This is a genomic window from Rhodococcus sp. 14-2470-1b, from assembly GCF_002259415.1.
In the GTDB taxonomy this organism is placed as follows: Bacteria; Actinomycetota; Actinomycetes; order Mycobacteriales; family Mycobacteriaceae; genus Rhodococcoides.
In genome coordinates, this window is sequence record NZ_NPFY01000035.1 from 160,735 (window position 1) to 183,149 (window position 22,415).

21 protein-coding genes and 1 pseudogene are annotated in these 22,415 nt (G+C 65.8%); 1 reads left to right on the plus strand and 21 read right to left on the minus strand.

Annotated elements, in window-relative coordinates; genetic code table 11:
- Nucleotides 1-48: 48 nt before the first annotated feature.
- The 16 genes and pseudogenes from CH293_RS23935 to CH293_RS24010 form a co-directional block, all read right to left on the minus strand.
- Nucleotides 49-2,085 (minus strand): primosomal protein N', encoded by a 2,037-nt coding sequence (locus tag CH293_RS23935; protein WP_176460109.1) that lies wholly within the window; start codon nt 2,083-2,085, stop codon nt 49-51.
- Nucleotides 2,082-3,299, minus strand: coding sequence for a methionine adenosyltransferase (metK, locus tag CH293_RS23940; RefSeq protein WP_094721683.1), 1,218 nt, complete (start codon nt 3,297-3,299; stop codon nt 2,082-2,084). The genes CH293_RS23935 and metK overlap by 4 nt, the downstream gene beginning before the upstream one ends.
- Nucleotides 3,300-3,396: 97 nt before the next feature.
- Nucleotides 3,397-4,671 (minus strand): bifunctional phosphopantothenoylcysteine decarboxylase/phosphopantothenate--cysteine ligase CoaBC, encoded by a 1,275-nt coding sequence (coaBC, locus tag CH293_RS23945; RefSeq protein WP_094721684.1) that lies wholly within the window; start codon nt 4,669-4,671, stop codon nt 3,397-3,399.
- Nucleotides 4,672-4,693: 22 nt separating this feature from the next.
- Nucleotides 4,694-4,999, minus strand: a complete 306-nt coding sequence (gene rpoZ, locus CH293_RS23950; protein WP_019666381.1) for a DNA-directed RNA polymerase subunit omega — start codon at nt 4,997-4,999, stop codon at nt 4,694-4,696.
- Nucleotides 5,000-5,063: 64 nt separating this feature from the next.
- Entirely contained in the window at nt 5,064-5,660 is a 597-nt protein-coding gene (gene gmk / locus CH293_RS23955) for a guanylate kinase (protein WP_037113157.1), read from the minus strand.
- Between the two features lie 18 nt (nt 5,661-5,678).
- Nucleotides 5,679-5,999: an integration host factor, actinobacterial type gene (gene mihF / locus CH293_RS23960; RefSeq protein WP_019666383.1), complete on the minus strand. Its 321-nt coding sequence runs from the start codon at nt 5,997-5,999 to the stop codon at nt 5,679-5,681.
- A gap of 160 nt (nt 6,000-6,159) precedes the next feature.
- Nucleotides 6,160-6,984, minus strand: a complete 825-nt coding sequence (pyrF, locus tag CH293_RS23965; RefSeq protein ID WP_170945339.1) for an orotidine-5'-phosphate decarboxylase — start codon at nt 6,982-6,984, stop codon at nt 6,160-6,162.
- Nucleotides 6,981-10,322 (minus strand): carbamoyl-phosphate synthase large subunit, encoded by a 3,342-nt coding sequence (gene carB / locus CH293_RS23970; protein ID WP_094721685.1) that lies wholly within the window; start codon nt 10,320-10,322, stop codon nt 6,981-6,983. The genes pyrF and carB overlap by 4 nt, the downstream gene beginning before the upstream one ends.
- On the minus strand, nt 10,322-11,458 hold the full coding sequence (carA, locus tag CH293_RS23975; protein ID WP_094721686.1) for a glutamine-hydrolyzing carbamoyl-phosphate synthase small subunit: 1,137 nt from the start codon (nt 11,456-11,458) through the stop codon (nt 10,322-10,324). The genes carB and carA overlap by 1 nt, the downstream gene beginning before the upstream one ends.
- The gene (locus CH293_RS23980) at nt 11,455-11,967 is read right to left on the minus strand and encodes a transporter (protein ID WP_094721687.1); all 513 of its coding nucleotides are present in this window, start codon (nt 11,965-11,967) and stop codon (nt 11,455-11,457) included. The genes carA and CH293_RS23980 overlap by 4 nt, the downstream gene beginning before the upstream one ends.
- Nucleotides 11,967-13,304 carry a dihydroorotase gene (locus CH293_RS23985; protein WP_094721688.1) on the minus strand — a complete coding sequence of 446 codons (1,338 nt, stop codon included), beginning with the start codon at nt 13,302-13,304 and terminating at the stop codon, nt 11,967-11,969. Before CH293_RS23985 ends, CH293_RS23980 begins: the two co-directional genes overlap by 1 nt.
- On the minus strand, nt 13,301-14,281 hold the full coding sequence (locus CH293_RS23990; RefSeq protein WP_094721689.1) for an aspartate carbamoyltransferase catalytic subunit: 981 nt from the start codon (nt 14,279-14,281) through the stop codon (nt 13,301-13,303). The genes CH293_RS23985 and CH293_RS23990 overlap by 4 nt, the downstream gene beginning before the upstream one ends.
- Before the next feature lie 119 nt (nt 14,282-14,400).
- A pseudogene (gene pyrR, locus CH293_RS23995) lies at nt 14,401-14,997 on the minus strand (bifunctional pyr operon transcriptional regulator/uracil phosphoribosyltransferase PyrR); the annotation flags it as partial.
- Between the two features lie 131 nt (nt 14,998-15,128).
- Complete coding sequence (gene nusB / locus CH293_RS24000) at nt 15,129-15,617, minus strand: transcription antitermination factor NusB (protein WP_037113414.1); 489 nt, start codon at nt 15,615-15,617, stop codon at nt 15,129-15,131.
- A gap of 43 nt (nt 15,618-15,660) precedes the next feature.
- Nucleotides 15,661-16,224, minus strand: coding sequence for an elongation factor P (gene efp / locus CH293_RS24005; RefSeq protein ID WP_019666392.1), 564 nt, complete (start codon nt 16,222-16,224; stop codon nt 15,661-15,663).
- Nucleotides 16,225-16,272: 48 nt separating this feature from the next.
- Complete coding sequence (locus CH293_RS24010) at nt 16,273-17,376, minus strand: Xaa-Pro peptidase family protein (RefSeq protein ID WP_094721691.1); 1,104 nt, start codon at nt 17,374-17,376, stop codon at nt 16,273-16,275.
- Between the two features lie 73 nt (nt 17,377-17,449).
- Here CH293_RS24010 and CH293_RS24015 point away from each other — a divergent pair, with 73 nt between their 5' ends.
- On the plus strand, nt 17,450-18,100 hold the full coding sequence (locus CH293_RS24015) for a B-4DMT family transporter (protein ID WP_094721692.1): 651 nt from the start codon (nt 17,450-17,452) through the stop codon (nt 18,098-18,100).
- An 81-nt stretch (nt 18,101-18,181) separates the two neighbouring features.
- Here the strand turns inward: CH293_RS24015 and aroB are convergent, their stop codons facing one another.
- From aroB to CH293_RS24040, 5 genes are all read right to left on the minus strand, one after another.
- Nucleotides 18,182-19,294: a 3-dehydroquinate synthase gene (gene aroB / locus CH293_RS24020; RefSeq protein ID WP_037113142.1), complete on the minus strand. Its 1,113-nt coding sequence runs from the start codon at nt 19,292-19,294 to the stop codon at nt 18,182-18,184.
- Between the two features lie 5 nt (nt 19,295-19,299).
- Nucleotides 19,300-19,830: a shikimate kinase gene (locus CH293_RS24025; RefSeq protein ID WP_019666396.1), complete on the minus strand. Its 531-nt coding sequence runs from the start codon at nt 19,828-19,830 to the stop codon at nt 19,300-19,302.
- Nucleotides 19,827-21,014: a chorismate synthase gene (gene aroC, locus CH293_RS24030; protein WP_037113412.1), complete on the minus strand. Its 1,188-nt coding sequence runs from the start codon at nt 21,012-21,014 to the stop codon at nt 19,827-19,829. Before aroC ends, CH293_RS24025 begins: the two co-directional genes overlap by 4 nt.
- A gap of 13 nt (nt 21,015-21,027) precedes the next feature.
- A complete protein-coding gene (locus CH293_RS24035; protein ID WP_170945340.1) occupies nt 21,028-21,459 on the minus strand; it encodes an A24 family peptidase in 432 nt (143 codons plus the stop codon).
- Nucleotides 21,460-21,604: 145 nt separating this feature from the next.
- The gene (locus CH293_RS24040) at nt 21,605-22,414 is read right to left on the minus strand and encodes a shikimate dehydrogenase (protein ID WP_037113139.1); all 810 of its coding nucleotides are present in this window, start codon (nt 22,412-22,414) and stop codon (nt 21,605-21,607) included.
- Nucleotide 22,415 lies beyond the last annotated feature (1 nt).

Here is a 22,415-nt window from a genome sequence, read left to right on the forward strand (position 1 = left end):
TCGACTGCCGGTATGGACTCTAGGCGCTGAGGGGCGCTGAGGGGAGCGTCAACCGATGCGGATCGGATCGATCTGTACGCGAACCGCTTCTGTGTTCTTACGAGCACTACTGGCGGCTTGCGCGTCTGCGAGCGCACGCGCAAGCGATCCTCCTGCACGACGGGGCACACGGAGCAGTATCCGTTGAACGTCGCCAGGAAGTCGGTCTTCTCCCCCTCCGGCGGGCAGTCGCTGCCCGTCGGGGAGCTCCACGGGTCCGAGGACTTCGGTGTCGGACGGGAGGGCCGTGGATTCGACGAGAGCCGTGATCGCGGCCGTCGTTCCGTCGACTGCGGCGACGTGGACGGCAGGGGGAAATCGAACCTCGGCGCGCTCGTCCAATTCACTTCGGGCGTGGCCGACCGGATCCCACCGCACCAACGCCTGAACGGTGGGCAGCTCGGATTCCGCGACGACGACCACCCTGCCGCCGTCGGCACCCGGGCGTACGAGGGCGGACGCCGTCATCCATCGTCTGAGGGTTTCCTCGGCGGCTCGGAGGTCTGCGCGCCCGAGCAGCGCCCACCCGTCGAGGAGCAGCGCCGCCCCGTACCCGCCGACGATCGTCGGTTCTGCGCCTACTGTCGAGATCACCAGCGACGCACCAGCATCCACGGAGTCCAGGACAGCGCTGCCACCGGATGTGCGCACCGGAACACCGGGAAATGCCCGACCCAATTCCTCTGCGGTGCGGTGCGCCCCGACCACGACCGCGCGCAGGGCCCTCGACCCGCAGACGGCGCATTTGTGATTGGTGTCCGCAGCGCCGCACCACCGGCAGGTAGGGCTACCCGCTCCGTCGGCACCCGGCGCGGACGGCAACGCAAGCGGTCCGTTGCACCGTCTACATCGAGCGGGGTTGCGACACTTCGCGCATGCGAGCGACGGCACGTATCCGCCACGCGGAACCTGGACGAGCACCGCCGTGTCGTTCTTCAGCGCCGTTCTCGCGGCGTCGAATGCAATGGCGGGCAGTCGCGCAGCGCGCGCCCCTGGATCGCGCGCCAGAGCGTGATCACTGTCCGCCAGCGCCACTATGTGCGGCTGCGCGGCCCGCACCGTCTCACGCGACGCCAACAGGTCATGAGCCCACCCCGAGTCGACGAGGGCTTCCGCTTCCGCGGTGCGCGCATGCCCGGCCAGGACCACACCGCACCCGGTACCGTGCGCGCGGAGCAACGCCACCTCGCGCGCATGCGGATACGGCGAACGAGGTTCGGCGTAACCGTCGTCGCCGTCGTCCCACAAGACCATCAAACCGAGGTTCTGCACCGGGGCGAACACTGCACTCCTGGTCCCGACCACCACAGACACGTCGCGCCGTAATGCGGCGAGCCAGCGTCGATAGCGTTTAGCCGGGCCGAGACCGGCCGACAATGCCACCACCGCGTCGTCGCCGAGGGCGGCCTGGCACGCCGACGCCACCCGGTCCAGATCTCGCTGGTCCGGCACCACGACGACGACACTGCGACCCGACGCTGCCGTCACGGCCGCTATCTCCGCTATACGCCCCGCCCAGTCCTCGCCCGGGAGCGCCTGCCAGACCGCTCTGGGGCCACGGGCCGCTGCCAGGGCGTCCACGAACGCGGTGCCGTGTGTGTACCTGTCCCACGCCGAGGCGTCGACAACTGTGTGGTCGGCAGCTGTGGAGATGGAGGGAACATCCGGCACCGGTTCCGATTCGACCTTGGCGTGACGCGGCGGAACGGCAAGCCTCAGTACGTCGGCACGCGTGCCCGCGTAGCGATGCGCAACAGCATCGACCAGCGTCGCGATCTCGGCGGTGAGGACCCGTTCGGGTGAGACGACACGATCGAGAAAGCCGAGTTTGCCGGTGTGGTCGCTCGTGGCGACACGTTCCACGATGTACCCGTCGACCAGTCGGCCGGCGAATCGGATGCGCACTCGCACACCGGGATTCGCATCCTCCGAGAGCTCCGCCGGAACGAGGTAGTCGAACTCGCGGTCGAGATGCGGGAGTGGGAGAAGCGGCAGCACCCGAGCTACGGGTAACTCGGGTGCTGCCGCTTTCGGTGCGCTGCTCAGGCGAGTCCCGCTGCTGCGCGGAGCTTGTCTGCGCGATCCGTCGACTCCCACGGCAGGTCGATGTCGGTCCGGCCGAAGTGGCCGTACGCGGCGGTCTGCGCGTAGATGGGGCGGAGTAGATCGAGATCGCGGATGATGGCGCCCGGACGCAAGTCGAAGACCTCGGAGATCGCGGCCTGGATACGAGCGGGATCGGCCTTCTCGGTTCCGAAGGTCTCCACGAACAGTCCGACGGGCGCAGCCTTGCCGATGGCGTACGCGACCTGAACCTCGATGCGGTCCGCGAGACCTGCCGCGACCGCGTTCTTGGCGACCCAACGCATCGCGTACGCGGCGCTGCGGTCGACCTTGGACGGGTCCTTGCCCGAGAACGCGCCGCCACCGTGCCTAGCCATACCGCCGTAGGTGTCGACGATGATCTTGCGGCCGGTCAGTCCCGCGTCACCCATGGGCCCGCCGAGAACGAATTTACCGGTGGGGTTGACCAGGAGGCGGACGTCGGACGTGTCGAGGGACGGGACGTTCAGTTCCGCCAGGACCGATCCGAGCACCTTTTCGCGGATGTCCGGCGTCAGCAGATTGTCCAGATCGATGTCCGCGGCGTGCTGAGTGGAGACGACCACCGTGTCGAGCCGGACCGCGTTGTCACCGTCGTATTCGATGGTGACCTGAGTTTTGCCGTCGGGACGCAGGTACGGCAGCACTCCAGTCTTCCGCACCTCGGTGAGACGTCGAGAAAGCCTGTGCGCCAACGCAATCGGCAGCGGCATGAGCTCAGGAGTGTCGGTGTTGGCGTACCCGAACATCAATCCCTGGTCGCCCGCGCCCTGACGATCGATCTCGTCGTCGGACAATCCCTCGACGCGCGCCTCGTGCGAATGATCGACGCCCTGCGCGATCTCGGGAGACTGGGCACCGATTGCGACATTGACTCCGCAGGAGTTGCCGTCGAAGCCCTTCGCCGACGAGTCGTATCCGATCTCGAGCACCTTGTCGCGCACGATCTTCGGGATGTCCGCCCACGCCGTCGTGTTGACCTCACCGGCGACGTGAACCTGGCCCGTTGTCACGAGCGTCTCGACGGCCACGCGTGCACGTGGATCCTCTGTCAGTAGCGCGTCGAGAATCGAGTCGCTGATCGCGTCACAGATCTTGTCGGGGTGGCCCTCTGTTACCGACTCACTGGTGAAGAGCCGACTACCGGACTTGCTCACGTGTTTCCTCTCGACGTGTCGAAATCGTTCACTTCAGCCAAGCTTTCTACAAATATTCGACACTAGCCGTGCACGGGATGCCTGTGCACCCTTGCAATCACGGCTGATTCGAACCCCTGGGCAGTGTCGAACCGCTGGGCAGGGTCGAACCGCTGGACAGTATGGCGCCGACCGCATCGAGGACGCGGCCTGCCAGTAGTGCCTTCGATCCCTCACCCAGAGCGGACTCGGATCCGTCGGCGCCGAGCAACCATCCGTCGTTGTGGTCGACCTCGAAGGCTTTGCCTTCACCGACGGCGTTCACCACCAAGAGATCGCAACCCTTGCGAGCCAACTTGGCCCTGGCATAGGTCAGTACATCGCCGTTCTCGTCACCCGTCTCGGCAGCGAACCCGACGATGACGGTGGCAGCGGGGATCTCACCCGCTCGCCGCGCGTCGACGAGCCCCGCGAGAATGTCGTCGTTCTTGACGAGGGGAATCGAATTCGGCTCGTTCGCACCCTTCTTGATCTTGCTTCCCGCGACGCTGGAGGGACGGAAGTCTGCAACGGCCGCAGCCATGACGATCGCATCAGCGTCGGGTGCGAACTTGCGGACTGCGGCCTGCATCTGCTGCGCCGTCTTCACCTCGACGACATCGACGGCCGCCGGGTCCGCCAAACTTGCGGTGTATCCCGAGATCAAGGTCACATCGGCACCACGCTGTGCGGCTACTCGGGCCAGCGCGTACCCCTGCTTCCCGGAACTCCGATTTCCGAGGAATCGAACCGGATCCAACGGCTCGCGCGTACCGCCGGCCGTGACGACGAGCTTCCGACCGGTCAGATCACGCGGAAGCGCGTCCGCGCGCTCGGCGAGCAACAGCGCGAGACCGTAGATCTCGTCGGGGTCGGGCAGTCTGCCTGCCCCCGTGTCGCGACCGGTCAACCGACCGGACGCGGGTTCGAGAACGGTGACGCCGCGACTGCGCAGTGTCTCGACGTTGGCAACGGTCGCCGGGTGTTCCCACATCTCGGTGTGCATCGCCGGAGCGAGCAGCACGGGACACCGAGCGGTGAGAAGCGTTGCAGTCAGGAGATCGTCCGCGCGGCCCCCGGCGAGTCGGGCCATCAGGTCCGCCGTTGCAGGTGCGACGACGACTAGGTCCGCTTCCTTGCCGAGCCGGACGTGCGGAACCTCGGGCACGTCGGCGAAAACACCGGTGTGCACCGGGCTACCGGACAGCGCTTCGAACGTCGCGCGTCCGACGAACTCCAGCGCGGACTCCGTCGGGACCACGCGAACGTGGTGGCCGGCCTCGGTGAAGCTACGGATGATGGAACAGCTCTTGTAGGCGGCGATTCCCCCGCCTACCCCGACGACTACGCGCAACGGACCCGGCCCTATCCGATTCTCATTCGCCTTCGGTGTGCTCGAGCAGGTCTTCGTGGATCTCGCGAAGCGCGATCGACAGCGGCTTCTCCTGAAGACCGGGCTCGACGAGCGGGCCGACGTACTCCAGGATGCCGTCACCGAGCTGGTTGTAGTAGTCGTTGATCTGACGCGCACGCTTGGCCGCGTAGATCACCAGTGCGTACTTCGACGACGTGCGAGCGAGGAGCTCGTCGATGGGAGGATTGGTGATTCCGAGCGGCGTGTCGTAAGCCGGAAGTGCGCTACGCGCGTCGAAGTCGGAACCGGCCAGAGAACTACTGCTCACTATGAATCTCCTGAGTTGTACATCGTGTGTGCTGCGGAGCGCTTTCGTCGATTGCAGGGCGCAGTCAACCGACCGACGACCTACCGACCAACAAGGATACCAACTGAGCGCAAGAATGGTCGACATCGGTATTGACAACCACCGTGTCGAACTCTTCCTGTGCGGCCAGTTCGACCTTCGCCGTCTCGAGTCTACGTTCGGTGACAGCCGGATCTTCGGTCGCACGCGAGGTCAGGCGCTGCACCAGGTCTTCCCACGTCGGCGGAGCCATGAACACGAGCGTCGCCTCCGGCTTCGACACACGTACCGCGCGCGCGCCCGCAAGATCCAGTTCGAGGAGAACAGGCTTGCCGTCCTCCAACGCTGCCTCCACCGGCGCCGCAGGCGTACCGGAACGGTGCAGACCACTGTGCACGCTCGCCCACTCGAGCAGTTCGCCCGCCTCGATCATGCGGTCGAACTCGGCCGCGGTCACGAAGTGGTAGTCCTCACCGTCGACCTCACCGGGGCGTGGATCCCGCGTCGTCACCGACACGCTGAACCACAACTCGGGGAGTTCACGTCGCAACACGCGAACGACGCTGGATTTGCCGACACCGGAGGGACCGGCCAGAACGATCAGCCGGCCCCTCCCGTGCGGTGACGCGTCACTGTCGGACACGTGCCGTACCTCCGTAGATCACGCTTCGAAATCGAATTTGGTCAACAACGCTTTACGCTGACGATCGCCGAGGCCGCGAATCCGCCTCGACGGAGCGATCTCCAGTTCCGTCATCAATTCTTGAGCCTTGACCTTACCCACCTTCGGCAATGCCTCCAGCAGAGCCGAGACCTTCATCTTGCCGAGAATCTCGTCGGTCTCCGCATCCGCGAGCACCTGCTTCAGATCGGTCCCACCTCGCTTGAGCCGTTCCTTGAGCTCGGCACGTACTTTTCGGGCTGCAGCCGCCTTCTCTAGAGCGGCGGCACGCTGCTCCGGCGTCAATTGGGGAAGCGCCACGATTCCTCCGTAACTCGTTCGTCGGTGAACCGTGCACCTGCGGTCTCCTGGTGCACGTCGCTGCTGACAGACCAGCGGTAACCAGCAACGAAAGCGACGGTACCGACGCGCAAGCCTCGCCGCTAACTCACCCCGTAGCCGACGGGATCCGCAGTATCGGCTATGACAACCCCGCCTCGACTTCGTCGCGGAGCGCCGCCGCGGCGCCGCGGAGCGCCGCAACCGACGGACCGGCGGCGAGAACACCACGCGACGAGCTGGGAAGAAGCAGTTCGGTGGACCCGTCGAATATCTGTGCCAGATCGGCCACCGTTGCGCCCTGCGCGCCGAGCCCGGGCGCGAGAATCGGTCCGTCGAAGGCAGACAGGTCCAGTCCGTGATCACGGGTGGCGCCGACGACGAGGCCGACGGTCGCCGTTCCGTCTGCGTCGGCCGCGGCCGCACCGTCGACGATCGACTGCGCAACCGTCGTCGAACCCGCCGCGGCGTTCTGCAACGTTGCGCCTTCGGGGTTCGAGGTGCGGGCCAGAACGAACACTCCCCGGCCTCCCCCGCGGGCCAGGGAGATCGTGTCCTGGAGCGATTCGAACCCGAGGTACGGCGAGACGGTCACCGCATCCGACGACAGGTCGGTGCCGTCCCCGAGCCACGTCTGTGCGTACGCACTCATCGTCGTGCCGATGTCGCCTCGTTTCGCGTCGGCGATCACGAGAGTCCCGGCATCCCGCAGCACCGAGATGGTGCGCTCGAGGACTGCGTACCCCGCACTCCCGTAGGCCTCGAAGAATGCGACCTGAGGCTTCACGACAGCGACCTCGCCGACGAACGCCTCCACGCACTTCTCCGCGAACACCTCGAGCCCTTCGGCATCCACCGACAGTCCCCACTGCTCGAGCAGTGCAGGGTGAGGATCTATCCCCACGCACAGTCGACCGCGGTGCTCGATCGCACGACGGAGCCGTCCGAGCCACCCGTCACGGCTCATGACGCCCCGGCACCGCCCGCGAGCGCCGTATGCAGATCCTGCAGCGAACGCACGCCGATACCGCCCGCGATACCTGCCTCGATCCCCAGCACCGCAGCGGACGCGCCCTGCACGGTGGTGATGCACGGAATGTTCTGCGCAACGGCCGCGCTTCGGATCTCGTAACCGTCCACGCGAGGGCCCGAATTGCCGTACGGAGTGTTGATCACCATGGCCACGTCGCCGGCGAGAATGCGATCGACGATGGTCGATTCGCCCGCAGGGACGTCCTCGCCCGATTGCTTGTAGACCTGTTCGCACGCGATGCCGTTGCGTCGCAGCACCTCTGCAGTCCCTTCGGTCGCCAAAATCGTGAAGCCCAGGTCCGTGAGTCGTTTGACCGGGAAGATCAACGAACGCTTGTCCTTGTTGGCCACCGAGACGAACACGGCGCCCGAGGCCGGAAGCGAGCCGTATGCCGCCGTCTGGCTCTTCGCGAACGCGGTACCGAAGTCCGCATCGATGCCCATGACCTCACCGGTGGACTTCATCTCGGGGCTCAACAGCGTGTCGACGCCCGTTCCGTCGGCGCGGCGGAATCGGTTGAACGGGAGCACGGCTTCCTTGACTGCGATCGGCGCGTCCAGCGGCGTCGTTCCTCCGTCGCCTTCGGCCGGAAGCATGCCACTGGCACGCAGGTCCGCGATCGACTCACCGAGCATGACGCGGGCGCACGCCTTCGCCAACTGCACTGCCGTCGCCTTGGACACGAACGGGACCGTGCGGCTCGCGCGGGGGTTCGCCTCCAGCACGTACAGGATGTCGTCCTTGAGGGCGTACTGGACGTTGAGGAGGCCTTTGACGCCGATGCCCTTGGCGAGCAGCTCCGTCGAGCGACGCACGTTCTCGATGTCCGCTCGACCCAACGTGATCGGCGGCAACGCACACGCCGAGTCACCGGAGTGGATCCCGGCTTCCTCGATGTGTTCCATGACGCCGCCGAGATAGACCTCGGTCCCATCGCACAACGCATCGACATCGATTTCGACGGCATCCTCGAGGAAGCGGTCGACGAGGACGGGGCGGTCGTGCGAGATCTCGGTGGCGCGCGAGATGTAGTCGGCGAGGGATGCCTCGTCGTACACGATCTCCATGCCCCGTCCGCCGAGAACGTACGACGGACGCACCAGCACGGGGTATCCGATGCCACCGGCGATGTCGCGGGCACCGTCGAACGTCGTCGCGGTGCCGAACTTCGGTGCAGGCAACCCTGCTTCGGTGAGGACGCGCCCGAACTCACCGCGGTCCTCCGCGAGATCGATGGCCTCGGGACTGGTACCGACGATGGGCACACCGGCGGCCTTCAGTCGCTTGGCGAGGCCCAGGGGCGTCTGACCGCCGAGTTGCACGATGACGCCGCGCACGGTTCCCGACGCAGCCTCGGCGCGGTAGACCTCGAGTACGTCCTCGAACGTCAACGGTTCGAAATAGAGCCGATCGGCGGTGTCGTAATCGGTGGAGACGGTCTCGGGGTTGCAGTTGACCATGACGGTCTCGTACCCGGCTTCCGACAACGTCTGTGCCGCATGGACACACGAGTAGTCGAACTCGATGCCCTGCCCGATTCGGTTCGGGCCCGAGCCCAGAATGAGCACCTTCTCACGTTCACGCTGCTCGGCGACCTCGGACTCCGCCTCGGGGTCGAGTTCGTAGGTTCCGTAGTGGTACGGCGTCTTCGCCTCGAACTCCGCCGCACAGGTGTCGACCGTCTTGTAGACGGGATGGACGCCGAGCTCGTCGCGCAGCGCGCGCACACCGTCCTCGTCCACGAGTTCCGGACGCAGCGCAGCGATCTGGCGGTCCGACAGCCCGTGGTACTTGGCCTGTCGCAACAGCGTCTCGTCGAACTTCTCGGCGGCACGTAGTTGGTTGCCCAGCTCGTGGATCTGCTGGAACTGATCGAGGAACCACGGATCGATCTTCGTGGCGTCGAACAACTGCTCGAGAGTCGCACCGAGCGCGAAGGCCTTCTCGATGCCGTACATCCGGCCGTCCTTCGGGACCGAGATGTCCTCCAGCACAGCCTCGAGGCTCACGGCTTCGACCTCGGGGCCGGTCCAGTAGCCTGCGCGTTTGGTCTCGAGCGACCGCATGACCTTGCCGAACGCCTCGGTGAAATTACGGCCGATCGACATGGCCTCGCCGACGGACTTCATCGTCGTCGTCAGGGTGCCGTCGGCGCCGGGGAACTTCTCGAACGCGAACCGAGGTGCCTTGACCACGACGTAGTCGAGTGTCGGCTCGAAGCAGGCCGGCGTTTCCTTGGTGATGTCGTTGACGATCTCGTCGAGCGTGTAGCCGATGGCGAGCTTGGCTGCCATCTTCGCGATCGGGTATCCCGTCGCCTTCGAGGCAAGGGCAGACGACCGCGACACGCGGGGGTTCATCTCGATGACGACGAGGCGTCCGTCCGTGGGATCCATGGCGAACTGGATGTTGCAGCCACCGGTGTCGACGCCGACCTCACGGAGGATGTCGATCGAGAGGTCGCGCATCTTCTGGTATTCGCGGTCGGTGAGCGTCATCGCGGGAGCGACCGTGACCGAGTCTCCGGTGTGCACACCGACCGGGTCGACGTTCTCGATCGAGCAGACGATGACCACGTTGTCGCGGCCGTCGCGCATCAGTTCGAGCTCGTATTCCTTCCATCCGAGGATGGATTCCTCGATCAGCACGTTGGCCGTCGGCGACGCGGCGAGCCCGCCGCCCGCGATGCGGGCAAGGTCCTCGTCGTTGTAGGCCATACCCGAGCCGAGGCCACCCATCGTGAAGGACGGGCGGACGACGACCGGGAATCCGAGATCGGCAACCGTCGCGCGAACTTCGTCCATGGTGTAGCAGACAGCCGAACGAGCCGATTCTCCACCGACCTTGGCGACGATGTCCTTGAACTTCTGCCGATCCTCACCGCGCTGAATGGCGTCGAAATCAGCGCCGATGAGCTCGACATCGTACTTCTCGAGAATTCCCTGCTCGTGCAGTGCCACCGCGGCGTTGAGCGCCGTCTGGCCGCCGAGCGTCGCCAGCACGGCGTCGATCGGGTTCCCCTGCAGGGCTTCGCGAGCGAAGATCTTCTCGATGAAGTCGGCCGTGATCGGCTCGACATAGGTGGCGTCGGCGAACTCGGGGTCGGTCATGATGGTGGCCGGGTTGGAATTGACGAGGCTGACGCGCAGTCCTTCCTCGCGGAGCACCCGGCATGCCTGGGTTCCGGAGTAGTCGAACTCGCAGGCCTGTCCGATGACGATCGGTCCCGATCCGATGACCAGGACGTGTCCCAGATCTGAGCGGCGTGGCATTACTTGTCAGCTCCCTCGAGGGTGGATGTGAACCGATCGAACAGGTAGGCGGCGTCGTGCGGGCCTGCCGCTGCCTCCGGGTGGTACTGGACCGAGAACGCGGTGCCGCTCAGCAGTTCCACGCCCTCGACCGTTCCGTCGTTGGCGCAGGTGTGGCTGATACGAGCCCGACCGAAGTCGGTGTCGAATTCCTCGCCCGCTTCGCCTTCGAGGGCGAATCCATGGTTCTGGGCGGTGATGGCGATACGTCCGGTGGTGTGTTCGACGACCGGGATGTTCATGCCGCGGTGGCCGAACTTCATCTTGTACGTGCTTCGCCCGAGCGCACGTCCGAGGATCTGGTTACCGAAACAGATGCCGAACAGTGGCAGCTTCCTCGCCAGCACCTCGCGAGTGAGTGCGACGTTGGCGTCGGCCGTGGCCGGGTCGCCCGGTCCGTTGGACAGGAACACCCCATCCGGTTTCAGTTCCAGGATCTGCTCGATCGAGGTGGCCGACGGGACGACGTGCACGCGGATGCCGCGCTCGGCGAACATCCGTGGGGTGTTGGTCTTGATTCCCAGGTCCACCGCGACGACGGTGTAGCGGGCCTCGCCGGCCGTCGGCTCGATGACGTAACCGGACTTCGTGGTGACTTCACCCGCCAGATCGGCGCCGAGCATGGACGGCTGGTCCAGGACTTGCTGCAGCATCTCGTCCTGGGTGCCCAGAGCATCCCCCGAGAAGACGCCCGCACGCATGGATCCGCGTGTACGCAGGTGACGCACGAGCGCCCTGGTGTCGATCCCCGCGATGCCCACGACGCTCTGCGCTTCGAGCTGGTCCTGCAAGGAACCGGTCGCGCGCCAACTCGACGTGCGCCGAGCCGGGTCACGAACGACGTAGCCGGCAACCCAGATCTTGTTGGGATCCTGAGCGCTGGCCGCTTCGCCGTCCTCCTGGTTCCAGCCTGTGTTGCCGATCTGCGGCGCCGTGGCGACGACGATCTGGCGGTGGTAGCTGGGGTCGGTCAGGGTCTCCTGGTAGCCGGTCATGCCGGTGCAGAACACGGCCTCTCCGAGCGTCCGGCCCTGTGCACCGAAGGTGGTGCCGCGGAAGGTCCGGCCGTCCTCCAGAACAAGAACTGCGCTGCTCACGCCGTTGTCTCCTTCGAATCGTGTCGATCGGTATCGGTGTCCACCCAGATGGGGTAGACAAGTTTGTCGTCGGCGCGGAAGCCTGTGTCGATCTCGGTGCCGGTGGGAAGCGTCCAGCGGATGACGAGCAGTCCGTCCTTGCTCATGACCTTGCCCGCGAGCCCGCGTTCGGTCCGTATCGCCGTGATCGACTTCTGCGGGATCCAGATGGTGGACTCCCCGGAACGCTCGAGCAGAATTCCGCGTTCGTGTCGGGACAGCTCACCGGTCGCGCGGTGGCCGATGTCGCCGACGGCGATGCGGTCCTGCCAGCTGGGAGCGATGGTGCTGCCCACGTACAGCCCGGTGGAGGGTTCGATCAGAGTCGCGCCGAGGTCGTCCGGAACCGGTGGGAACGAGCCGATCGAGTCGGCTTGACGCTTCTGCCTGCCTCGCCAACCCCAGAAGATGAGGCCGATCATCGCGATCCAGAAGACGATGAACGCGATGACGATGAGAACTCTGTCCATTACTCGCTCACCTTCCGGTCTTCGACACGGCCGAGTCCGAGACGATCGGGGCGTCGAACCACACCGTCGCGGGCGGTGATTCGTCCGCGCAGAAGCGTAGTGGTCACCTTGGCGGAGAAGGTCATCTCCTCGAACGGTGTGTTGTGCGACAGGCTGGCCAGGCCCTTGCCTCGCACCGTCCACGGCGAAGCGGGATCGACGAGGACGAGGTTGGCGACCTCCCCCACTTCCACGGGCCGTCCTTGATCCGGGAGACCGACGATCTCGGCCGGACGCTCGCTCATCACCCGGGCAACGCCGCGCCAGTCCAGCAGGTCGGTGTCCACCATCGTCTGCGCGACGATCGCAAGCGCGGTCTCGAGCCCCAGCATTCCTGGACGTGCCTGGGAGAATTCGCAGCACTTCTCCTGCTCCGCATGCGGTGCATGGTCGGTCGCGACGCAGTCGACCGTGCCGTCCGCCAGTCCTCGCCGGAGAGCCTCGACGTCCGATGCTTCGCGAAGCGGTGGGTTGACCTTGTTGATCGCGTCGTACGTCTCGAGCCGCGAATCGTCGAGCAGCAGGTGATGAGGCGTCACCTCGGCGGAGATCGAAATCCCCTGCCCCCGTGCCCACTTCAGGATCTCGACCGTTCCGGCGGTGGACGCGTGGCAGATATGCACCTTGGCACCCGCGTCACGCGCCAACAACGCGTCACGGGCGACGATGGACTCCTCCGCAGCGCGCGGCCAGCCGGCCAACCCGAGCCGAGCAGCAGTCGGGCCCTCGTGAGCGACGGCTCCGACGGTCAACCGCGGCTCCTCCGCATGCTGTGCGACGAGGACACCCAGAGAGCTCGAGTACTCGAGCGCCCGGCGCATGAGCAACGGATCGTCGACGCACTTGCCGTCGTCGGAGAACATCCGCACCTTGCCGACGCCACCGGCCATGGTCGCCATCTCGGCGAGCTGCGTACCACCGAGGCCGACAGTCACCGCCCCGACGGGATGAACGTCGACCAAGCCGACTTCCTGCCCGCGTCGCCACACGTGGTCGGTGATGACGACGGAATCGGCGACGGGTGCCGTGTTGGCCATCGCGAACACCGCGGTGTACCCGCCCAGTGCCGCAGCAGCCGATCCGCTGTCGATGGTCTCGGTGTCCTCGCGACCCGGCTCACGCAGATGGGTGTGCAGATCCACGAATCCGGGGAGCAGAATCTGACCGCTCCCCTCGACGACCTCCGCATCCCCTGCGTCGAGATCGGTTCCGATCGCGGCGATCTGGCCGTCGGACACGAGCACGTCGGTGGCAGGTTGCTCGCCGTAGACGAGCACGTTGCGCAGGAGCACGCTCACAACGCACCCCCGTCCGAGCCGACGAGCAATCGAAACAGCACCGCCATGCGCACATGAACTCCGTTCGTAACCTGTTGCAATACAGCAGTCCTCGGTGAATCCGCTACCGACGACGCAATTTCCATGCCGCGCAGCATCGGACCGGGATGTAGAACGACAGCGTGCTCGGGCAGAAGATCGAGCCGCTTCTGCGACAACCCGTAGGTGATCGAGTACTCCTTCGCCGAGGGGAAGAACCCACCGTTCATACGCTCCGCCTGTACACGCAACATCAGCACCGCATCGAGCGCGGGTAATTCGGCGTCGATGCTGTGAGACACCCGAACAGGCCACGTCGACGCACCGACCGGGAGCAGCGTGGGCGGTGCGATGAGCACGACCTCGGCCCCGAGCGTCGACAGCAGAATCGCATTCGATCGCGCCACACGACTGTGCAGAATGTCCCCGACGATTCCGATGCGCTTGCCGTCGATGTCGCCGAGTCGCTGCCGCAACGTCAACGCGTCCAGAAGCGCCTGCGTCGGATGTTCGTGAGTACCGTCGCCTGCATTGATGACCGACGGGCCGCCGGACGTGGAGGCTGCAGGGTCTTCGAGGGATCCACCGGTTCCCTGCCCCGCCGTCCACTGCGCGATCTGATGCGCAGCACCCGACGCAGGGTGACGAACGATCAACGCATCCGCGCCCGCCGCCCGCAACGTCATCGCCGTGTCACGAAGAGACTCACCCTTGGACACCGAAGAACTGCTGGCGCTGACATTGATGACATCGGCACTCATCCACTTGCCCGCCACCTCGAACGACACCCGCGTCCGAGTCGAGTTCTCGAAGAACACCGTCATCACAGTGCGTCCCCGCAACGTCGGAAGCTTCTTCACCTCCCGGCCCAGCAACGCCTGCTCGAACCGATCCGCGTCGTCGAGCAATTCAGTCGCGCTCTCACGGCTCAGATCCGCAACCGACAACAAATGCTTCACCGAGCGTCCTTCCCGTCTTCCTCCAGGCCACTCCTGCGGGCTCCGCTCCCGTCTACTTCCGGGTCACTCCTGCGGGCTCCGCTCCCGTCCATTTCCGGGTCACTCCTGCGGGCTCCGCTCCCGTCCGAAATGCTGACGCGATCGTGCCCGTCGTGCTCGATCAACTGCACCGACACGTCCTCGGCACGTGCGGTCGGCACGTTCTTGCCGACGTAGTCCGCCCGGAGGGGTAGTTCGCGGTGCCCACGGTCGACCAGGACCGCCAGTTGAACGGCACGCGGCCGGCCGAGGTCGCGCAGTGCGTCGAGGGCCGAGCGGACCGTGCGGCCGGAGAAGAGGACGTCGTCGACGAGGACCACGAGGGCGTCGTCGACGCCGCCCGAGGGGACGGACGTGCGTTCGAGGGGGCGATGCGGCTTTCCGCGAAGATCGTCGCGGTAGAGGGTGATGTCCAGCGAACCGACGGGCGGGCGGACGCCGGTGAACGTTTCGATCCGCTCGGCGAGGCGCTCGGCCAACGTGGTCCCGCGAGTCGGAATTCCGAGTAGAACAACGCGGGGCGCGTCCGCGGAGTCGAGTGCCGTCTTCTCGATGATCTGGTGTGCCATTCGAGACACGGTCCGACCCACGTCGGCGGCGGAGAGAAGCTCACGCGACGAGCTGGGTGACGACGAATCAGGCGTCGTGGGACCAGGCGTCGAGGGATCAGGGGGCACAACGGGCGCAGGCAAACTACGACCTCCTTCTCCGCCTCTCTGGACGGATCGTTAAAGGATGTCTGACGGTGTAACAGCCTAGCAACGACGCTCCCCGACGGCGTAATTCGGGGAGCGTCGCGTGAGCGGTATTACTCGCTGTCGGTGCGGCTGTTCGCGTCGTCCCGGGAGGACACCGCAGCGGCAGCTGCGCGGACCTGTGGGGCGACGAGAACGATCTGTCCGAGTACACCGTTGACGAACGACGGTGAATCGTCGGTGGACAGCTGCTTGGCCAACTCGACCGCCTCGTCCACGGCGACGACCGGAGGCACGTCGGTGGCGTGGAACAGTTCCCATACCGCCACACGCAGGATTGCCCGATCCACCGCGGGAAGCCTGTTCAGTGTCCAGTCGGTCAGGTGATCGGAAATCACACTGTCCAGCCGATCCAGGTTCTCCGCAACTCCGCCGACGAGCGTCTCGGTGTACTCGCTGACCGGCGCGATCGAGTCGTCGCCGCGAGCGAGTTCGACGCGTTCCTTTGCCAAGTTGACGGGATCGGTGTCCCGAGCCTCGGCTTCGAACAGGAAGTCCACGGCCCGCTTGCGGGCTTTGTGGCGTGCACCGAGCTTTTTCACCGGCTCACCTTTGCCGGCCGAATGGTTCTTCTTCGACGACACGTCAGGAATTCACACGCCCGAGGTAGTTGCCGTCACGCGAATCGATCTTCAGCTTGTCGCCGGTGTTGACGAACAGCGGAACCGACACCTCGGCACCGGTCTCGAGGGTGGCGGGCTTGGTGCCGCCGGTGGAGCGATCTCCCTGGAGGCCGGGATCGGTGTGCTTGACCTCGAGCTCGACCGTGACGGGCAGCTCGACGTAGAGCGGTGCGCCCTCGTGCGTCGCGACCTGGACCTTCATGTTCTCCAGGAGGAAACGCGAACTCTCGCCGACGGTGGCCTCGCTGATGGAGATCTGGTCGAACGTGTCGCCGTCCATGAACACGAAGTCCGAACCGTCGTGGTACAGGTACGTCATGTCGCGGCGGTCGACGGTCGCGGTGTCCACCTTGACGCCCGCGTTGAAGGTCTTGTCGACGACCTTGCCCGACAGGACGTTCTTGAGCTTGGTGCGCACGAACGCGGGGCCCTTGCCCGGCTTGACGTGCTGGAACTCGATGATCGACCACAGCTGGTTCTCGATGCTGAGGACAAGACCGTTCTTGAAATCGCTTGTGGAAGCCACTGGCTCTTACGTCTCCTCGTGTTTCTCGTGTTCAGGAACTGCCGTGCGTCACACGAGAGTAAGTTCCTTGCTGGTCATGGTCAGCAGCTCGGGACCGCCGTCACGGACGATGAGCGTGTCTTCGATCCGGACGCCACCGCGTCCCGAGAAATACACTCCCGGCTCGACGGTCACAGCTGCACCGCTCAGCAGTGTACCGGTGCTGGTGCGGGCAATTCCCGGCGCTTCGTGGATTTCCAGTCCGACGCCGTGGCCGAGCCCGTGGAGGAAGAACTCGCCGTAACCGGCGTCCTCGATCACCGAACGCGACGCAGCGTCGACGGACGCCGTGCTCACACCGGGTGCGAGAGCGTCCCTGCCTGCCGTCTGCGACTGCAACACCAACGCGTACAGATCCTTCTGCCAGTCCTGCGGAGCGCCGAGGACGACTGTGCGCGTCATGTCCGAGTGGTAGCCACCGACCAGTGCTCCGAAGTCGAACTTCACGAAGTCACCGGCCGCCAGAACCGCCGGGGTCGGACGGTGATGCGGAACGGCGGAGTTGGGCCCGGCAGCCACGATGGTCTCGAACGAGATCCCGTCGGCTCCGTGCTCGACCATCAGCGATTCCAGTTCTCGGGCAACCTCGAGTTCGGTACGTCCAGCAGCGACGGATCCACGCCCCAGCAGCACCGCGAACGCGTCGTCGGCTGCCCGGCATGCATCGCGCAGCAGGCCCACCTCGTACTCGTCCTTGACCATCCGCAGGTCCTCCACCAGACCGGGACTACGAACGAGATTCAGGGCGGAGTCGAGGCCCGTCCAAGCCCGATGCTGGTCGACGGTGACGACGTGGGATTCGAACCCGATCGGTGCGTTCCTGGGCGCGAGTTCGCCGCCGAGGAGGTACGACGCGGACGCACGGTCGATCACGGCTCGCAGATCCGGCACCTGATCGGCGACCTGGGTCACGTAACGCCCGTCCGTGCAGACGACCGTGTTGTCCTCGCGGCCCGGCGAATCGTGAACCGACACGATCAGCGCGGCGTTGGACCCGGTGAACCCGGTGAGGTAGCGGATGTTGAGAAGGTCGGTGACGAGCAGGGATTCGAGATCGTTCGCTTCCATGCTTCGCCGGAGAGCGGCGCGTCTGCCGCTGTGATCTACAGGCATTCCTACAAACTACCGCCGGACAGTTCTGTGGGGTCGGACACACCTACTGGTGCGTAGGACTAGGCTGTCCCCCATGACAGGGTGGGTGGTACGCGGAATCGGCATGTGCTTGATCAACGTGGGGGTGCGAATTGTTCTCGGCGTCACTGTGACTCAGTGGCCGCTGCACGGATCGCAACTCCGATGGCTGGGCATCGCGGTCGTGTTGATCGCCGTCGTCGTCTGGGCGGGGTTGGACGGTATACGGGACCGACGGAAGAACCCTGATCCGGATTACGGCGACGACCTGACCATGGTCTGGCTCAAGGCCGCGGCCTTGGGCGGCCTGGCTGCGGGCCTGGTGACCTGGCTGGTCCAGCTCATCGTCGACTTCAGCGTCGGCCAGAACACCCTCTTCTTCGAACTGACCTCCGGTGCCGCGTTCACGGTGCTGGTCATCTTCATCCCTGCCACCATCGCGGTCTTCCTGGGCCGGCTTCTGGCAGGACGAGAAGCCAACAAGAAACTCGCGGCCGCGGACGCGGAGCACGCCAAGGAACGTCACGACCGCCATCCGGTGGACAGCACCGCGGGCGCTTCTCAGCAGTCTGGACGGCATCAGTCCGGTCGCGATCAGTCCGGTCGCGATCAGTCCGATCGCGATCAGTCCGATCGCGATCAAACGCAGTGGTCGGGCGACAATTCCGACACCGAGGTATTCCCGGCGGTCGAGAAGGACAAGTAGTACCCGGGCAACGGACTGTGGGCATGCGTGCACGTGCACGCATGCCCACAGTGGTCGGTGCGGGTGGCCAGTGCAGGAGGGTCAGAGCAGGATGCCGGTAGACGACGAACCCGAGTTGTCCTTCGCGATGGCCGAGTAGGCCGCCACCAGCAAGGACGGGTCCGGGCCTTCCAGACGACCAGGCTTGGCCAACCCGTCGAGCACGACGAAACGCAGCAGCCCCGCACGGTTCTTCTTGTCGGACTGCATTCCCTTGAGCAGGTCGCCGAATGCGTCGCCGTCGTACCCCACGGGAAGTCCCACCGATTCGAGCACACTGCGATGACGGTCCGCGGTCGCGTCGTCCAGACGGCCCGCGAGCCGGCCCAGTTCGGCTGCGAACACCAGGCCCACTGCGACAGCTGCGCCGTGGCGCCAGCGGTACCGTTCACGACGCTCGATCGCATGGCCGAGTGTGTGTCCGTAATTGAGGATCTCGCGCAGGTTGGACTCCTTGAGGTCCGCGGCCACCACACGTGCTTTCACCTCGACGGAACGCCGAATCAGCTCGGGCAATACGGCGCCCGACGGGTCGAGCGCGGCCTCCGGGTCGGCCTCGATCAGGTCGAGGATCACCGGGTCGGCGATGAAGCCAGTCTTGATGACCTCGGCGAGACCCGCCACTATCTCGTTGCGCGGAACCGTTTCGAGGGTGGCCAGGTCGACCAGGACCGCCGACGGCTCGTGGAACGACCCGACGAGGTTCTTGCCCGCTTCGGTGTTGATGCCCGTCTTGCCGCCGACGGCAGCGTCGACCATCGCAAGCAGAGTCGTCGGGACGTGGACGATCTTCACGCCGCGCATCCAGGTCGCGGCGACGAAACCCGCCAGATCTGTGGCCGCACCGCCGCCGAGGCTCACCACGGCGTCGGATCTCGTCAGTCCGATGCGCCCGAGAACCTCCCAGCAGAAGCCGGCCACGGCCAGCTCCTTACCGTCCTCGGCATCGGGAATCTCGATGCGGTGAGCATCGATTCCCTTCGCCGCCAACGATTCGCGTACCACTTCGGCGGTCTCGGCCAGAGGAGGTTGATGGAAGATGGCAACGGTCGCCACACCGGCGAGTTCGTCGACCAGATCGTTCAACAATCCCCGTCCGATGATCACCGGGTAGGGAGCAGCCGTTTCGACCATGACGCGCACAGGTTCGGTCATATCGGTCACCTCACACTTTTCTGCTCGTGGTACTGGGTCAGTTTCGAGACGACCTGTCCGACGACCCGCGCCGGACTTCGACCGTCGGTGCGTACACGTATGGATGCGACTCCGCGGTAGAGAGGTCGTCGTGTCCGCATCAGATGCTGGTATTTCGCGCGGGGATCGGGCCCGGCCAACAGAGGCCGAGCGGTGTTGGCGCCGGTGCGTCGCAAACCCTCGGCGACACTGATCTCGAGGTACACGACGGGCAACGGTGCCAGAAGTGCTCTGGTCCGTTCGGACAACACCGAACCGCCTCCGAGGGAGACGACGCCGGAATGCGTCGCCAGTGCCTCCGCGACGACGGTCTCCTCGATGCTTCGGAAGGCCGGTTCCCCATCTTGCGAGAAAATGTCTGCGATCGTGCGCCCCGTGGTCCGTTCGATGGCCACGTCGGTGTCCAGAAGCTCGAGCTCCAGCGCCGCGGCGACCCGTCGACCGATCGTGGACTTGCCGGCGCCGGGCGGGCCGACCAGCACCGCGTACGGAGTCATCGCGGAGGTCGGGCAGCTGTGCCCTTCACGTAATGATCGACGTTGCTGACCGTCTCCGCCAACGAATCTCCACCGAACTTCTCCAACGCTGCCTGCGCGACGACGAGAGCCACCATGGTCTCGGCGACGACCCCCGCGGCGGGCACGGCGCACACGTCGGAACGCTGGTGAATGGCGACGGCTTCGTCGCCGGTGCTCATGTCGACCGTCGCGAGAGCACGAGGCACCGTGGAGATGGGCTTCATCGCCGCACGGACGCGGATGGCTTCACCGTTGGTCATGCCGCCCTCGAGGCCACCGGCCCGGTTGGTGGAACGGAGAATGCCGTCGGGCCCGGGCGTCATCTCGTCGTGCGCGGCGCTGCCGCGTCGTCGGGCAGTCTCGAATCCGTCGCCGACCTCGACACCTTTGATGGCCTGAATCCCCATGAGCGCGGCGGCGAGTCGCGCGTCGAGCCGCCTCTCGCCGCTGACGAACGACCCGAGACCCACGGGCAACCCGTGCACGACGACCTCGACGATGCCGCCGAGGGTGTCGCCGTCTCGCTTGGCTGCTTCGATCTCGGCGATCATCGATTCCTCGGCCGCCTTGTCGAACGCGCGCACCGGACTTGCGTCGATGGCGTCGAGGTCGTCACCGTGCGGCGGCGGGCCGACGTAAGGGTCGGATGCACCGATGGAGACGACGTGCGAGACGACGTCGACACCGAAGGCCTGCTTCAGGAATCGACGGGCGACGGTGCCGATCGCGACGCGGGCCGCGGTCTCGCGCGCACTCGCTCGCTCGAGGACCGGGCGGGCGTCGTCGAATCCGTACTTGAGCATGCCGGAGTAGTCGGCGTGGCCCGGCCGCGGGCGTGTCAGCGGTGTGTTGCGTGCGAGGTCGGACAGCACGCTCTGATCGATGGGATCGGCCGACATGACCTGCTCCCACTTCGGCCACTCGGTGTTGCCCACCTCGATGGCGATGGGACCACCGAGGGTGCGACCGTGCCGCACACCACCGGTGATGGTGACCTTGTCCGCCTCGAACTTCATCCGCGCACCTCGGCCGTACCCGAGACGGCGACGAGCGAGTTGAGTGGCAATGTCCTCGGAGTTCACCTCGACACCCGCCACCATTCCTTCGAGAATGGATACGAGAGCGGGACCGTGGGATTCTCCGGCAGTTATCCAGCGCAGCACAGCACCCATCTTTTCACGTCGGGGCCACGGTGATCGCCAGCAGGGTCGCCGCGCACATCGCCGGGCCGTGGGGTACCGCGAGATGACGTCGTCCAGCAAGGACACAGGCTATCCCTGCCGCCCCGGTGAGCAGCGGCGCCGTCACGGCCGCCATGGCCCATGCGTCCATACCGAACTGCCCGGCAACGCCTCCGACCGTGAACGCCAACTTGACGTCACCGGCACCGAACGCGCGTGGCACCGCCAGATGCACCGCCAGGTAACACCCGAACAAGGCACCGGCGCCTGCGGCCGTCGCCCCGTACTCGTCACCGGTGAGCGTCCATCCGATCAGCCCGACTGCCCCGACACCGGTAAGGAGGTTCGGGAGCCTACGAGTCGCGAGGTCGACCGCGCTGGACCCCACGCACCACAGGACGAACAAAGCACACCACGTCACGGGCATCACTCTGGACCGGGCACACCACGGAGCCGACGCAACATCCCTGCTCGGACATTGCCCTGTGCACAACCGACGCCCTGTGCACAACCGACGCCCTGTGCACAACCAACGCCCTGTGGATCACGTGCACACCGTTCGGACGAGGGCGCTACGGTGCGACGAGCGCTGCGCGCATCTCTTCCTTGGGTGCGGGCATGCCGGTGAATTGCTCGACCTGCCCGTACGCCTGGTTCAGCAGCATGGCCAGACCGGAGACGACCGTGCCGCCTGCGCCGCGGACTGCGTCGGCCAGCGGGGTCGGCCACGGGTCGTAGATCGCGTCGAGCACGACGGGAGCCTGCGCCATCGCACGCGCGTAAGGTGCAGCGCCGTTCGCCGGGACGGTACTGACCAGGACCGACGAGGCGGCCGCAGTGTCGGCGAGTTTCGGATCGTCGACGGCCAGAAAATTCGCGCGGACTCCCGACGCCACCGCACAGTCGAGTGTGTCCTGTGCCCTCTCGCGCGACCGTGCGACGACGGTGACGGACACCGCACCCAATTCGGCCAAGGCGACGATCGCCGGCCTCGACGTGCCACCTGCTCCGACTACGGTGACGGCCGTCCCCGTCAGATCAAGGGTCCCGGCTTCTCGCAGCGCGCCGAGCACTCCGTCGACATCGGTGCAGTCCGCTCGCCAGTGCCCGTCGACACGAACGAGAGTGTTGGCCGATCCAGCGAGCACGGCACGTTCTGTGCGTTCGTCGGCGTAGGTGAGGGCGGCGACCTTGCCCGGCATCGTCACCGACAGACCGATCCAGTCCGAGGCGAGCCCGTCGACGAGTCCGGGAAGCTGCTCGCCCGTGCATTCGATCTTCTCGTACGTCCAGTCGGTCAACCCGAGCGCGTCGTACGCGGCACGGTGGAGAAGCGGAGATTTCGAGTGCCCGATAGGGCTCCCCAGAACCGCGGCGTGCACC